The sequence below is a fragment of the Stenotrophomonas sp. X genome, from assembly GCF_055721025.1.
This window is the reverse complement of sequence record NZ_CM146756.1, coordinates 3979415-3992817: the sequence shown is the minus strand read 5'-3', so window position 1 is coordinate 3992817 and position 13403 is coordinate 3979415. Positions and strand designations below refer to the sequence as shown.

Sequence of the window (13403 nt, the reverse complement as noted above, 5' to 3'; positions counted from 1 at the left end):
GCCTATCGCTCGATCGCCGGCAGCGCGTCCGACAACAACAACCAGTCAATCCGCCGCAACGCGCTCTCCAGCTGCCGGCGATCCGCCGCCAGCCCCAACGACAGCCGCACGCCGTGCTGATGCAGCACCCCCGCAAGGCAGAACGCCGATGAAGGAGCGATGGCCAGCCCTTGCAGCTGCGCGGTACGCACCAGCGTGGCGTCGGTCCGCGCTGACCCTGCCGCTGCAGCGGCGCGAGGCGCTGGCGCGTGTACTGGAGAGCGAAGGCCTGCTGGCGATCGAGGATGATCCGTACTGGCCCTGGTGATCCTGTTCATCATCGTCGCGTTGTCGGTCTGGATCATCTGGAGCATGCACTACCACATGATGATCAACTGAGCCTGCGAACCGTGAAAGGCATTGCGTTCCCCCAACGTGGCCTGCGCCTGGCCGCAGGCCTGCTGCTCGGCCTGCTGGCCGGTTGCAGTGCGCAGTCGCGCATGGACTTCTACTCCAAGGACATCGCCTGCGAGGAGCTCGGCCAGCAGTGGTCGATGCCCGACAGCCACGGCACCGTGCGTAGCCCGAAGGACCTGCAGGGGCAGGTAACCTATCTGTTCTTCGGTTTCACCAGCTGCCCGGACGTGTGCCCGACCACGATGGTCGAGCTGAGCCAGGTGAAGCACCTGATGGGCAAGGATGCCGATCAGCTGCAGGTGGTGTTCGTCAGCGTCGACCCGGCCCGCGACACGCCCGAGGTCGCGCGCACCTATGTGGAAGCGTTCGACCCCAAGGCAATCGCACTCGTCGGCAACGAAGCGCAGCTGGCGGCGATGGCCAGCGACTTCAAGGCGTTCTACCAGAAGGAACCCGGCCAGGTGCCGGACACCTACACCATGAGCCACATCGCCGGTGGCTACGTGTTCGACCGCCAGGGCCGCCTGCGCCTGTTCGCGCCCTATGGCATGCCGGTGGACAAGCTGTTTTCCGACGTGCAGCGCCTGCTGCTCGAACCCGGCCACCCGGCCGCCGGCAACGACGCACTGGCGAGCTGCCACCTCAAGCACAGCGATACGCTCGCCGCGCGCTGACGCCAGTGGGTGCCGACCACTGCTCCCGGTGGGTGCCAACCTTGGTTGGCACGTCCGGACCTGCTCTTGGTAGGTGCCAACCTTGGTTGGCACAGCTGTACAGCCGAGCCCATGCTCGGCTCAACGCGACACGCGCGCGCCGCGCAGACAGCAGCCGAGCATCGGCTCGGCTCTACATGCTCGCCGCCCCTCGCAGGACCAATCCCCCGGCCGGCCAGGAGAGCCAACCGGCCAGGGGCACCACTCAACGCCTTACTTGGTCTCTTCCCACTGCACCACGTCCGGCTCGGTCGCGCGGATACCGGCGGTGGACAGCAGCCTGGTGGTCGCATCCAGCGCCGCGTTCACCGACGGGTACTCCACGATGGCCTGGCCCGACGCCCTGGAGACCTTCACCACGGTACCGCCAGTGGCGGCGGCTGCGCGCTGGGCCGAGGCCGCATCGGTGAAGAACACCTTGACCCGCGACGTCGCCACCACCGGCGCGCCGTCACGGGAGACCGCCGCCGCGAACTTGCCGGCGCCGGCATCGGCAGGTGCCGCCGTTGCGCCATCCAGCGAACGCTTGGTACGCGAGCTGGTGGTCGCCGCCGCCTGCGGGGTGATCGTGAACTGGCCGCCGCTGGCCTGCTTCACGGTGGCCGAGGGGGACAGCTGGAATCGCGTGCCGCCCACATCGAACGTGCGGCCGGTAGCGGAGGCCTTCAGTTCCTGCGCATCCACGGTCGACAGGGTCCTGGCTGGAGGGGTCTGCCCCGAGCTCTGCGCCCAGGCAGGGGAGGTCATCGCCGCGAAGGCGAGCGTGCTCAACAGAATGGTGGTCTTCATCATCAGTGCCCCAGAACGCGGATCTTGAAGAATTCGAGGTTGCCGCGCGATGCTGCGGTCGCGACCTGCCCCATGTCGGTCACTTCCAGCGTCCAGGTGCCGCTGGCATTCTCATCCAGGAAGGCATTGCTGGACAGCAGGTCCCAGCTGGTGAAGTTGCTCTGCGCGCCACCCGTGCCTGAACCGATCGCGGTGAACGCCGGTTGCACCACGCTGCGGGTGCCGCTGGGCGACACCAGCACGAACTGCAGCTGGCGCGTGTTGCGGTGGTTGACCCGGAAGCCCAGCTGCACGCTTTCGATGTTGCGCGCGCCGTTGGCCAACTGGAAGGTCAGGCGTGCGGCGGCAGCCGAGGTGTTGCCGATGGCCACGGTACGCGTCGTGTTGCGCCAGCCACTGTCGACCAGCGGGCCCAGCGACTGGAAGTTCTCAGCGACCTGCACTGCACGCGCAGCGTTGACCACGCCGAAGCCATACCAGTTGCTGTAGGCACGGCCGGCAGCATTCACCGTCCAGCCCGGCACCAGCGTGCGCCCGTCGGCCAGCGTCACCGCCGGCTGGTTCGGGTGGTTGCGGGTGGCGGTGGTGGCCAGGATGTACTTCACATCGCGATAGGACAGGTTCGGATTGGCCTCCAGCACCAGTGCCGCCACGCCCGACACCATCGGCGCCGACGCCGAGGTGCCGTTCATCTTGGCGGTGTAGTTGCAGGTGCTGTCGATGGCCGACAGGTTGCTGTCCAGCGTGTTCTGGCGGTTGGTGTTCTTGTTGCTGCCCTGCGCGCACCCGGTCACGTCGGTGGTGACGATGGCCGGGTCGTACGCGCGTGCCACCAGGCCGGGCGCGTACTGCGCCTGCAAGCCGTACTCACCGCCAAAGGCCGACACCCACAGCGCCGAGCCGGTGGAGGAATACGACGAGCGCACGCCATCGGCGCGCACCGCGCCTACGGTGATCACGTTGAACAGGTTGTTGCGCGGATCACGGCCGGCCGGCACACAGCCGGTGTTGCGGTTCTTGGTGTCGGTGGTGCAGACATCCTGGGTCTGGCTGATCGAGGCATTGTTGAAGTTGTTGCCGGCCGACTTCACGTAGATGCCGCCGCGGCCACCGCGCGTCCCCGACAGTGCCTGCTCATACGAACGAATCGTGTTTTCGCTGTACGCCAGCGGCAGGTTCGGATTGCCCGGGCCGGCGCCCCAGCTGTTGTTGAACACCTGCACGTCGGCCGATTCCGCGCCGTCCCACCAGGCGTACTCGATGTTGCTCTGCTGGTTGCCCAGGGCCGAGCGCGAAATCGGGTTGAAGCCCTTCAACGTCGCCGCCGGGGCTACACCGCGCACGCCCAGGTTGTTGGCGCCCACCGCACCGGCGATGCCGCCGACCATGGTGCCGTGGTTGTCGACATCGGGATTGGTCGGGGTGGGGTTGTTCGAGCCATTGGTGAAGTTCTTGCCGGCTACCGCCGCCACGTTGGCCGCCAGGTCCGGATGCGCGATCTGCAGGCCGTCGTCGACGATGGCGATGGTGACGCCCTGGCCACGGATGCCATTGCGGAACAGGCCATCCACGTTCAGGTCGTTGCCGGCCACCGGCAGCGTGTCAGCCGGGACGGTCTGCCCGGTGTTGAGCAGGTGCCACTGTATCCCCGCCAGTGGATCGGCCTGTTGGGCCTGGGCGGTGACGGCCAGGCTGCCCAGTACCAGGGCAGTGGCGAGGGCCAGGCGCGCGGAGCGCGGTGGCGCGGTGCGTTGCGTGTGTCGCTTCATACACGAATCCTTCTGTTGTGAATCGGCATGGCAGGACGGCGGGGCGGAACTGCCCCATCGCAACGAGCCAAACGCGACACAACGAACAACCCCCTACCTCTTCACACCCGCAATGTGCGAATGTGCCAATTGCGTCACAAACACTTAGTACGTCAAGTTATGACGGGGCACTCGAATGCCTTCACGCCATCATCGCGTGCTTGCTTCGAGGTACGGGAAACGTGGGTAATCGCATGCAGGTGAAGTCACACATGAAGAAGGCACGCCAGCGTGCCCGTGCACGCGCGGACCAGACTTCGCTCTCGGTTGCCGTCATCCGCAAGGTGGTGCTGTCGATGTACCACCGTCGCCATGATTACTGGACCGATGCGGATATCGCCGAGCTGCTGCCGGCGCTCGCCACATTCAATATCACCACGATCAAACAGTTGCGCTTGCTGATGAAGCGGCACCGACGCACGCTGCTGCAGGAGGAAAGAGTGAAGATGCGTAGGGCGCAGACACTGCACCTGCTGGCTGAGGATGGTCCCTGTGGCATCGATGTGCACGCCAATACCAGCTACTACGCCATCGGCGGCCTGGTCCGCACCAGCATGGAACACGAATTCGGCTTCGAGACGATGCTGCCCTTCCACGAGGTGCGCGAGGACGAGCCCGCGTAGTGCGGTGCCTGCCCGGTGGGTGCGGCAGCCCTGCCGGGGCATCATCGCGTGCCCTCACATCGCGCTGTGCTACTACAGCCCGTGCACCCTTCCGCACGGAGCACGACGATGGTCAATCCGCTCGCCCAGGCCCATCGCGGCCTCGGCACCACGCTGTTCAGCCTGTTGAACCCGATACCCTTCGGTTTCTTCGTCGGCGCACTGATCTTCGACGCGATCTACCTCAACAGCGCCGAGGTGATGTGGGGCAAGGCAGCCGCCTGGCTGATCACCTTCGGCCTGCTGATCGCCATCGTGCCGCGCCTGATCAACCTGTTCGCGGTCTGGCGCCGCAACGGCACGGCCACCCGCATCGACCGCATCGACTTCTTCCTCAACCTGGTCGCGGTGGTGCTGGCCATCTGGAATGCCTTCGTGCACAGCCGTGATGCGTATGCCATTGCAGTGCCGGGCACGATCCTGTCGGCGCTGACCGTGGCCCTGATCGCCCTGGGCCTGATCCTGCTGTCACTGCAGCCGCCGCTGCTGCAGGGAGGTCGTCATGGCTAAGCACATCCTGCCCACCGTGGGCGCCCTGGCACTGGCCGTGATGCTGTCGGCCTGTGCCGGCAAGGCCGAGTACCACCCGGCCGACCAGTCGGGACCGCAACCGCCACTGCCCAAGCCGGCCAACTTCCTGATGCCGCCGATGCAGGTGCCCAAGGGCGTCGGCTGGGCTGATGGACAGACCCCCACGGTGGCCGAGGGCCTGAAGATCGAACGCATCGCCGCCAACCTGCAGCATCCGCGGCGGCTGCTGACCCTGCCCAATGGCGATGTACTGGTGGTGGAGGGCAACGGCCCCGGCGAAGAACCGGTCACCACGCCCAAGCAGTGGATCGCCGGCAAGGTGAAGGCGCGCTCGGGCAAGGCCGGCAAGGGCGGCAACCGGGTCACCCTGCTGCGCCGCTCGCCGGGAACGAACACCTGGTCCCAGCATGTCTACATCGAGGGCCTGCATTCGCCGTTCGGCATCCAGCTGATCGGCGACACGCTGTACGTGGCCAACACCGGCAACATCATGCAGTACCACTACGTGCCCGGCGAAACCCGCATGTCGGACAAGGGCCGCGAGTTCACCGACCTGCCCAGCACCATCAACCATCACTGGACCAAGGAACTGTTGGCCAGCCGCGATGGCCGCAAGCTGTACGTGGGCGTGGGTTCCAACAGCAACATCACCGAGAATGGCCTGGCCGTCGAATACCGCCGGGCGGTGGTACTGGAAGTGGACGTGGCCACCCGTGGCAGCCGCATCTTTGCGTCGGGCATCCGCAACCCGACCGGGCTGGACTGGGAGCCGAGCACTGGCCAGCTGTGGGCCGTGGCGAACGAGCGCGATGAGATCGGTGCCGACCTGGTGCCGGACTACCTCACCTCGGTGAAGGAAGATGGCTTCTACGGCTGGCCCTACAGCTACTACGGCCAGCACGTGGACGAGCGCGTGCAGCCGCAGCGGCCGGACCTGGTGGCCAAGGCGATCGTGCCGGACTACGCCATCGGCTCGCACGTGGCACCGCTGGGCCTGCTGTTCTACACCGGCCAGGCGCTGCCGGCGCAGTACCACGGCGGTGCCTTCATCGGCGAGCACGGCAGCTGGGATCGTTCACCACTGAGCGGCTACGAAGTGGTCTACGTACCGTTCAAGGACGGCAAGCCGACCGGGCGGCCGCAGACCGTGGTCAGCGGTTTCGCCTCGAAGGACGAGAAGACCCTGATGGGCGCACCGGTGGGCATGGCCATGGACGCCGAGGGCGCGCTGCTGGTGGCCGACGACGTGGGCGACGTGGTGTGGCGGGTGTCGGCACGATGAAGGCCGCTGGCTTGCACCGGATGACTCGATGCTGGTCATTTCGTTACGATGCTCCCCGTCGATAGGGAGCATCGTATGAAGTTGAAACATGAAACGTCCAACGTGGCCGCGTTCAGCAGGAACCTGGAACGCGAGCTGGAGAACCTGGGGCATAGTGCCTATATCGCGCCAACCGACCATCAGGATGTTCGGCTGGGTGCGGACCTGCTTGCCTCAGATGGCCGGAGCTTCTCGCTGATAGAGTTCAAGGATCGGAAGGGTGATGCAGCCACTGAAGCAAGAAAGCCGCGCAGGAAGACGCTGTGCCGCGTCCTGGATGGGTGGTCTGACATCCATGCAAGCTGCCATCTGATCGGCTGGCGATCGACCGAAGGGGCCAACATCGAGTTTCCTGTGCGGAGCTACGGAACCTATGTCTGTACTCCCGAGATCATCCAACTTCCTCAGGCTGATATCACCTTCAGCAGCCCCATCTCCATCCAGTGCGAGACGGTCCAGGCGTTTGCACAGGCGATGGTGTCGAAGAAGGTCGGAGTCGACTTTCAGTGCTTCAGGGACTACGTGCAATGGCTGCTGTCACTGGACGATGACACCGACGATCAAGGCGAAAGTGACGATGACAACGACGTCGAACTGCTGATGTGTTGTACCGTCGGCGGTGAGCTGTACACCAAGGCGTTCGCAAACCTCGCCGAACTCAAGCACTGGATCGACAACGCGCCCGGCCCCAGCCCGCGCAGAACCTTCGGGATGTGATGTGATGTGACGTGCGCGTCCATCGTAGCGCGGCCTTGCCCGTATGCCCGACCCCGCAGCCGAGTATCAGTTTGAGTTGCCACGCAACCCGCTGAACACCGATTCGGCGGCAAATCCCACGCCGCCCAGCAGCACGCCGAAATACACCACCGTGGCCACCACGAAGCCATAACCGGCCGCCACCGCCGCGCCATCGCGCTGGATGAAACCGATGGCGAAGGACATCAGCGCCAGCGCCGGCAGCGTGTTGCTGAAGGGTATCGGCCCGGCCGGCGCCATCAACAGCAGGGTCGCGAACACCAGCATCAGGTTGTTCAGGCGCATCATCTTCTTCGAGCGCACCATCACCGCCAGCCGCATCGGCCGCGACAGCCGCTCCATGCGGTGCACCCATTTCAGCGCACGGCTGAGGTTGGCCTTCAGCTTGTCGGTGGCGATCTCGCGGCGGGCCAGCTTCTGTGGCACCCACAGCGGGCGGTTGCGCACCCGGCTCAGGCCGATCAGCAGGATCGAGGCGCCAAACACCGTACTCAGCCCGGGAATCGACACCGGAATGATGAAGATGGCCGAGAGCAGGATCACGATCAGCAGCAGGCCCTCATCGCCCAGCGCGCTGAGCAGGGTGCCGACGCGCACCTGGTCGCCGGGCAGCTCGTCGATCATCTGCTCGATCTGCTGGGCCAGGAGCGCGCTGTCATTGGTTTCGGGGGCACGGTAGGTCATGCGTCGCAAGGTTCTCCAGGGAAGGGCGGTCAACGGGCCGTCCTGCGGTGGGGGACGCACAGGCTCCCGCAGTATCCCGGCCAACGTGGGCAAAGAGGTGAACCGGGCATGAGGGGGTAAACTGGCGTGCCCCGCACGAGTTGAACGCAATGGACATGGGCCGCAGGCAATCGACCATCGAACTGGTCGCCATCGACATGGATGGCACGCTGCTGGACCCGTCGCACCAGCTCACCTCCCGCGCCAGGAAGGCCATCGCGCAGGCGCGGGCGCTGGGCGTGCACATCGTGCTGACCAGTGGCCGCCCGGTCCCCGGCCTGGCGCCGTACCTGCACGAGCTCGGCATCAACGGCAACGACGACTACTGCATCGCCTGCAATGGCGGCCTGGTGCAGCGCATCGGCACGCGCGAAACCGTGGTCGAGTATCCGCTCAGCTTCGACGACTTCCTGTTCTGCGAGCAGGTCGCCCGCGACCTGGGCGTGCACTTCCAGGCGCTGGACAGCCGGCGCATGTACACGCCCAACCAGGACATCAGCTACTACACCGTGGCCGACTCGCATCTCTCGCGGATGCCGCTGTCGTATCGTCGCGTGGAGGACATGGATCCATCGATGTCCTTCATCAAGCTGATGATGATCGACGCGCCGGACGTGCTGGATGCCGCCATCGCGCGCCTGCCGAGCGAACTGACCGAGCGCTTCGCGGTACTGAAGAGTGCACCGTTCTTCCTGGAAGTGTTCGACCACCGCGCCGGCAAGGGACCGAGCCTGCAGAAGCTGGCCGAGCACCTGGGCATCGACCGCGCCAATGTGATGGCCATCGGTGACCAGGAGAACGACTTGACCATGTTGCAGTACGCCGGTACCAGTGTGGCGATGGGTAACGCCATCGATGCGGTGAAGGCCGTGGCGCGCTTTGAAACCACCAGCAATGCCGATGAGGGCGTGGCGCGCGCGATCGAGCGTTTCGTTCTGCAGTAACCGCGCGTCCGCTTGCACTGGTAGGTGCCAACCTTGGTTGGCACACGCAAGCGGCAAGCGCCGACCAAGGCTATACCCGCGTATAGCCCACCCATCCCCACCGCCATCGGCGCTGTACCACGGCGCAATGGCGGATGCGGCAGCGCGATGCAAGAATTTCGCACGTCGAAATCACGCCATCGAATCCTGCGGCAGATGATCGTCTTCATCTGCTGACCGGCGCGCACCGCGCTGTTACCCCCTCAACGCAATCGCACTGCCAGCCAGGGCGCCGACACCGGCGCTGCAACGCGCTGGGCGTGCGCCTGCGCCGCTTTCCCCCTGCACCCTGGATCTGCTGTCATGAACACCCCACCCACGACGCGTCTTGCCTTGGCGATCATCGCGGCCATCACAGCCCCTGCGTACGCCGCAGAAACGCACGATGCCGCGCACGACACGCCCACCACGCTCAACGCCCTGCAGGTCATCGCCACACCGCGTGGCGCCGCCGTGGCACCGACCCAGGTGGTTGGTCCCAACCGCTACATCATCAAGGCCGAAGATCTCGACGCGATGGTCACCGGCAACAACGGCCTGGCGATGCTCAAGCAGGTGCCGGGCGCCAGCTACACCGCCACCGATGGACTGGGCCTGGATATCTCGGCCACCAGCCTGTTCGTGCGCGGCTTCCGCATGAATGAAATGGGCATCACCTTCGAGGGCGTGCCGCTGAACGACAACGGCTTCCTCTCGCTTACCGGCACCAGCGTGGTGAACGTGGGCGTGCCCGATGGCATCGGCGCGATCACGGTCAGCCCCGGTGGCGCACCGGTCAGCGTGTTCTCCAGCAGCGTCAACGGCGGCAGCCTGGAATACCGGCTGCGCGACCTGCAGGACACGCCCAGCCTGCGCGTGAAGCAGGGCGTGGGCAGCAACAGCACGTTGGTCACCACCGTATCCGGGCAGACCGGCCAGCTCGGCGAGCAGGGCCCGAAGGTACTTGTCGACCTGCAGCGCGTGTCTGCCGACAAGTACCAGGGCGAGGGCACGCAGAACTTCCTGCGCGGCGACCTGAAGCTGCAACAGGACGTCGCCTGGGGTGACTTCACCGTGTTCCTGTCCGACAGCAAGGCCAAGGTCTGGGGCTACAACAACATTTCCTTCGACATGATCCGCAAGCTGGGCTGGAAGGCTGACATCTTCTATCCGGACTATGCGTGGGCCTGGTACGTGGCCTCGCCGGAGAACGCAGATAAATCCTGCGGCGCCTACACCTGCGGCGAGCTGTCCGAACTGATTCCGTACGATACCGGCCAGATCACCCGCGACCGCGTGTCCTCGATCAATCATCGTTTCCAGATCACCCCGGCACTGAGCGGCAACGTGCAGCTGTACAACGCCAACAGCCACACCCAGGCCACGCTGACCGACCCGACCGTACCGTCGCCCAACGGCGCGCCGTTCTCCGAACAGGTGCAGACACCGCGTTTGAACCGGCTGGGCGGCATGGTCAACCTGCAGTTCGAGACCGGCGCGCACACCTTCACCGCCGGCTTCTGGCAGGAGAAGAGCAAGGCTGCGGCCAAGACGGAGTGGTACCAGCAGCCACTGCTGGGCGAGGGCCCGCCATTGAAGGCCACCGGCCCGTTCGATGTGTACGGCCCCGCGTTCAAGACCGACAACGCATCGAGCTGGGTGACCCGCTCGCGCCAGTTCTACCTGCAGGACGACATCGTGCTGAACGACACGCTGAAGCTGGGTGTCGGCTTCAAGGCCGTGGACTTCCGCACCCGCGGCGGCGGCCTCGGTGATGCCAAGGATCGTCCGGTGAACGGCACGCTGCGCGCGAAGAGCAACTTCCTGCCGCATGTCTCGCTGTTCTGGAGCCCGACCGAATCTACCGATGCCTTCATCGACCTGGCCAATACAATGAACGGCTATCGCGTGGCCCAGCGCGGCAACATCGGCTACACCGCCTCGGCCTGGACCATCACCGACCAGGAAGAGTTCGACCGCGTGGCCGGCACGCTGCGCCCGGAGAAGAACTGGAACCTCACCGTGGGTGCATCGCATCGCTTCGATCGGCTGACGATCACCGGCGACGTGTTCTACAACGACATCCGCAATCGCCTGCTGTCGGCGGCCATCGGCACTCAGTTCGCGCAGATCAACACCGTGCGGCTGATGCCGAAGATGCACGTGATCGGCGCCGACCTTGGCATCACCGCCGACCTCACCGACCACCTGCAGTTCTACCAGGGCGTGGCCGTGGCTCGTTCGTACTACGACAGCGATTTCGTGGTAGGTGACACGGTGTACCCGATCAAGGGCAACGCCCAGCCGGGCTACCCGCAGATCTCGCTGGTCAGCGACCTGTCCGCCCACTTCGGTGACTGGCGCTTCGGTGCCACCAGCACCTCCTACCTGCGCCAGCCCTTTACCTACGAGAACGACATCCGCGTGCCGACCTTCTGGCAGGTCAACACCTATGCCGCCTATCGCTTCGGTGCCGACAGCTCGGTGCCCGGCCTGGAGCTGCGGCTGGACGTGAGCAACCTGTTCAACCGCCACAACATCGGCACCGCCACCATCGCCGGCTCGTCGTTCTCGGGGGACTACCAGACCCTGCAGCGCAGCGCGCCACGGCAGCTGATGTTCAGTACCTCGATGGCGTTCTGACCCCCTAGAAACCGCCCAAACCCCGCCTTGCGCAATCAACAGGGATTTTCTGGCGGCGACGCAAGGTTCCCACAATGTTGCTGGGTCATCCTGTGCGCATGGCACAGCAGACCCCGCCAACCCGGTTATTCGGCATCCGTGGCCCAGGACGGCCCCGGCAGGCGCCGTCCGTGGCGCCTGTGATCGACCTGCAGGCCGAGTTCCAGTTCTGGCACGTCTACGAACGCGTGGTCCGCCCGCTGCCCGGCGGGGGGCTGCGGCTGGCCTGGCTGGTGTGCCAGAAGGTGTACCGGGACCGGTGGCAGTACCCGGACGACAGCGACGAGGCGGCGTTGTCGCGGGTGCTGTTTGGCGGGAACACGACGGCTGACCGGGCGTCGGAGCTGGCGGAGCTGCACGCGCTGGTCAGCCGTCGGGTGGCGTTGCTGGCGAAGCGGGGACGGTTGCATTCGGCAGCCTGATGCCTGCCCTTGGTAGGGTCGACTGTTAGTCGACCGCTCTTCGCATCTACCTCTCAGAAGGCCGCGCTTCGCGCGAGAGTCGACCAACGGTCGACTCTACCAATAGCCAACCCGACCGGCATTTCTAAGGCTTTCCCCGATCCAACTGCCGATAGCCAATCGCCTCAGCCAGATGCGCCGTGTGGATCGTTTCACAACCCGCCAGATCCGCAATCGTGCGCGCCACGCGCAGAATCCGGTGCATCGCACGTGCGGAAAGCTGCAGACGCTCGATGGCCTGCTCCAGCATGTCCTGATCTGCCTCGCTGAGTCGGGTACAGGCTCGCAGCGCCGCTGGCGGCAGATGCGCATTGAGCCCGCCACGCGCCTGCTGCCGGGCATGGGCGGCTTCCACCCGTGCACGTACCGCAGCACTGGGCTCACCCAGTGGCGTGCTCTCCCGCAGCTCCACGGCATCCATGCGCGTCACACTGATATGCAGGTCGATGCGGTCCAGCAGCGGGCCAGAAACCCGCGCACGGTAGCGGTTGATGCGCTCATCACTGCACAGGCAGCGGTTACTGCGGTCGCCGGCCCAGCCACAGGGGCAGGGATTCATCGCCGCCACCAGCTGGAATCGCGCCGGATACTGCACGCTGCGTGCCGCGCGGGCGATGCGGATGTGGCCGGATTCCAGCGGCTCTCGCAGGGTTTCCAACGCACTGCGGTTCCACTCTGGTAGCTCATCCAGGAACAGCACGCCGTGATGGGCCAGCGAGATCTCGCCGGGGCAGGGCGGATTGCCCCCACCCACCAGCGCCGCCGCACTCGCGCTGTGGTGCGGCGCCCGGAACGGACGCTGTCGCCAGCGCCGCGGATCCAGCCCCTCACCGCTCACTGAGGCAATCGCGGCCAGCTGCAACGCCTCGGCTTCCTCGGTGTCCGGCAACAGGCTGGGCAGGCGTGAGGCCAACAGTGTCTTGCCGCAGCCAGGGCTACCGATCAGCAATAGATGGTGCCCACCGGCGGCCGCCACTTCCAACGCGCGCCGCGCATGCGCTTGCCCGCGCACGTCGGCCAGATCGGGTAGTGGCAACGGTGTCGTGTCCACGCGCTCCACGGACGGCAACAGGCGCGGATTGCCCAACCCGGCGCAGCACTCCAGCAGCGTGCGCGCCACACGTACATCGGCGTGCTCGGCCAACGCGGCCTCTGCGGCATTGCCCGGCGGCACCACCAGGATGCGCCCAGCGTCAGCCGCTGCAATCGCAGCGGGCAGCGCGCCCGCCACCGGCCGCAGCTCGCCGGTCAGGCCAAGCTCACCCAGGAACTCGTATTGCAGCAGCGACTGCGGATCGATCTGGCCACTGGCTGCCAGAATGCCCAACGCGATGGCCAGGTCGTAACGCCCGCCTTCCTTGGGCAGGTCAGCGGGCGCGAGGTTGAGCGTGATGCGTCGCTGCGGAAAGTCGAAGCGCGCGCAAAGAAGGGCGGCACGCACGCGCTCACGGGATTCACGCACGCTGGTCTCGGCCAGGCCGACAATCTGGGTGGCAGGCAGGCCACCGGAGAGATGCACTTCCACCCGCACCAGCGGGGCATCGACCCCGGCGCGGGCACGGCTGTGGACCAGCGCCAGGCTCATGTGTGGATTCCTAC

Annotated in this window: 12 protein-coding genes and 1 pseudogene; 8 read left to right on the top strand and 5 right to left on the bottom strand. The window is 65.8% G+C overall.

What is annotated here, in order from left to right; genetic code table 11:
- Positions 1 to 2 precede the first annotated feature (2 nt).
- Positions 3 to 206 (bottom strand): annotated as a pseudogene (locus ACZ75I_RS18355) (PLP-dependent aminotransferase family protein); the annotation flags it as partial.
- Between the two features lie 183 nt (positions 207 to 389).
- On the opposite strand from ACZ75I_RS18355, the gene ACZ75I_RS18350 reads away from it, so the two are divergent.
- Entirely contained in the window at positions 390 to 1070 is a 681-nt protein-coding gene (locus ACZ75I_RS18350; RefSeq protein ID WP_180870360.1) for an SCO family protein, read from the top strand.
- A 252-nt stretch (positions 1071 to 1322) separates the two neighbouring features.
- On the opposite strand, the gene ACZ75I_RS18345 is transcribed toward ACZ75I_RS18350, so the two are convergent.
- Positions 1323 to 1901 carry a DNA breaking-rejoining protein gene (locus ACZ75I_RS18345; RefSeq protein WP_180870363.1) on the bottom strand — a complete coding sequence of 193 codons (579 nt, stop codon included), beginning with the start codon at positions 1899 to 1901 and terminating at the stop codon, positions 1323 to 1325.
- Entirely contained in the window at positions 1901 to 3667 is a 1767-nt protein-coding gene (locus ACZ75I_RS18340; protein WP_472958474.1) for a S8 family serine peptidase, read from the bottom strand. The genes ACZ75I_RS18345 and ACZ75I_RS18340 overlap by 1 nt, the downstream gene beginning before the upstream one ends.
- A gap of 251 nt (positions 3668 to 3918) precedes the next feature.
- Between ACZ75I_RS18340 and ACZ75I_RS18335 the strand changes: the two genes are divergently transcribed.
- The 4 genes from ACZ75I_RS18335 (at position 3919) to ACZ75I_RS18320 (ending at position 6937) form a co-directional block, all read left to right on the top strand.
- Entirely contained in the window at positions 3919 to 4329 is a 411-nt protein-coding gene (locus ACZ75I_RS18335; RefSeq protein ID WP_472958473.1) for a hypothetical protein, read from the top strand.
- A gap of 108 nt (positions 4330 to 4437) precedes the next feature.
- Positions 4438 to 4878, top strand: a complete 441-nt coding sequence (locus ACZ75I_RS18330) for a DUF2231 domain-containing protein (RefSeq protein WP_180870368.1) — start codon at positions 4438 to 4440, stop codon at positions 4876 to 4878.
- Positions 4871 to 6181 (top strand): PQQ-dependent sugar dehydrogenase, encoded by a 1311-nt coding sequence (locus ACZ75I_RS18325; protein ID WP_180870370.1) that lies wholly within the window; start codon positions 4871 to 4873, stop codon positions 6179 to 6181. Before ACZ75I_RS18330 ends, ACZ75I_RS18325 begins: the two co-directional genes overlap by 8 nt.
- A gap of 75 nt (positions 6182 to 6256) precedes the next feature.
- A complete protein-coding gene (locus tag ACZ75I_RS18320) occupies positions 6257 to 6937 on the top strand; it encodes a PDDEXK family nuclease (RefSeq protein ID WP_146257827.1) in 681 nt (226 codons plus the stop codon).
- A 66-nt stretch (positions 6938 to 7003) separates the two neighbouring features.
- Here ACZ75I_RS18320 and ACZ75I_RS18315 read toward each other — a convergent pair whose 3' ends face one another.
- The gene (locus ACZ75I_RS18315) at positions 7004 to 7660 is read right to left on the bottom strand and encodes an exopolysaccharide biosynthesis protein (protein WP_472958471.1); all 657 of its coding nucleotides are present in this window, start codon (positions 7658 to 7660) and stop codon (positions 7004 to 7006) included.
- 149 nt (positions 7661 to 7809) lie between these two features.
- Here ACZ75I_RS18315 and yidA point away from each other — a divergent pair, with 149 nt between their 5' ends.
- The 3 genes from yidA to ACZ75I_RS18300 all read left to right on the top strand — a co-directional run bounded on the left by yidA (position 7810) and on the right by ACZ75I_RS18300 (position 11765).
- On the top strand, positions 7810 to 8643 hold the full coding sequence (gene yidA / locus ACZ75I_RS18310) for a sugar-phosphatase (RefSeq protein ID WP_472958470.1): 834 nt from the start codon (positions 7810 to 7812) through the stop codon (positions 8641 to 8643).
- A gap of 342 nt (positions 8644 to 8985) precedes the next feature.
- Positions 8986 to 11304: a TonB-dependent receptor gene (locus ACZ75I_RS18305; protein ID WP_472958468.1), complete on the top strand. Its 2319-nt coding sequence runs from the start codon at positions 8986 to 8988 to the stop codon at positions 11302 to 11304.
- A gap of 74 nt (positions 11305 to 11378) precedes the next feature.
- On the top strand, positions 11379 to 11765 hold the full coding sequence (locus ACZ75I_RS18300) for a hypothetical protein (protein WP_343235620.1): 387 nt from the start codon (positions 11379 to 11381) through the stop codon (positions 11763 to 11765).
- Positions 11766 to 11889: 124 nt separating this feature from the next.
- Here ACZ75I_RS18300 and ACZ75I_RS18295 read toward each other — a convergent pair whose 3' ends face one another.
- A complete protein-coding gene (locus ACZ75I_RS18295) occupies positions 11890 to 13389 on the bottom strand; it encodes a YifB family Mg chelatase-like AAA ATPase (protein ID WP_235646040.1) in 1500 nt (499 codons plus the stop codon).
- Positions 13390 to 13403: the final 14 nt, after the last annotated feature.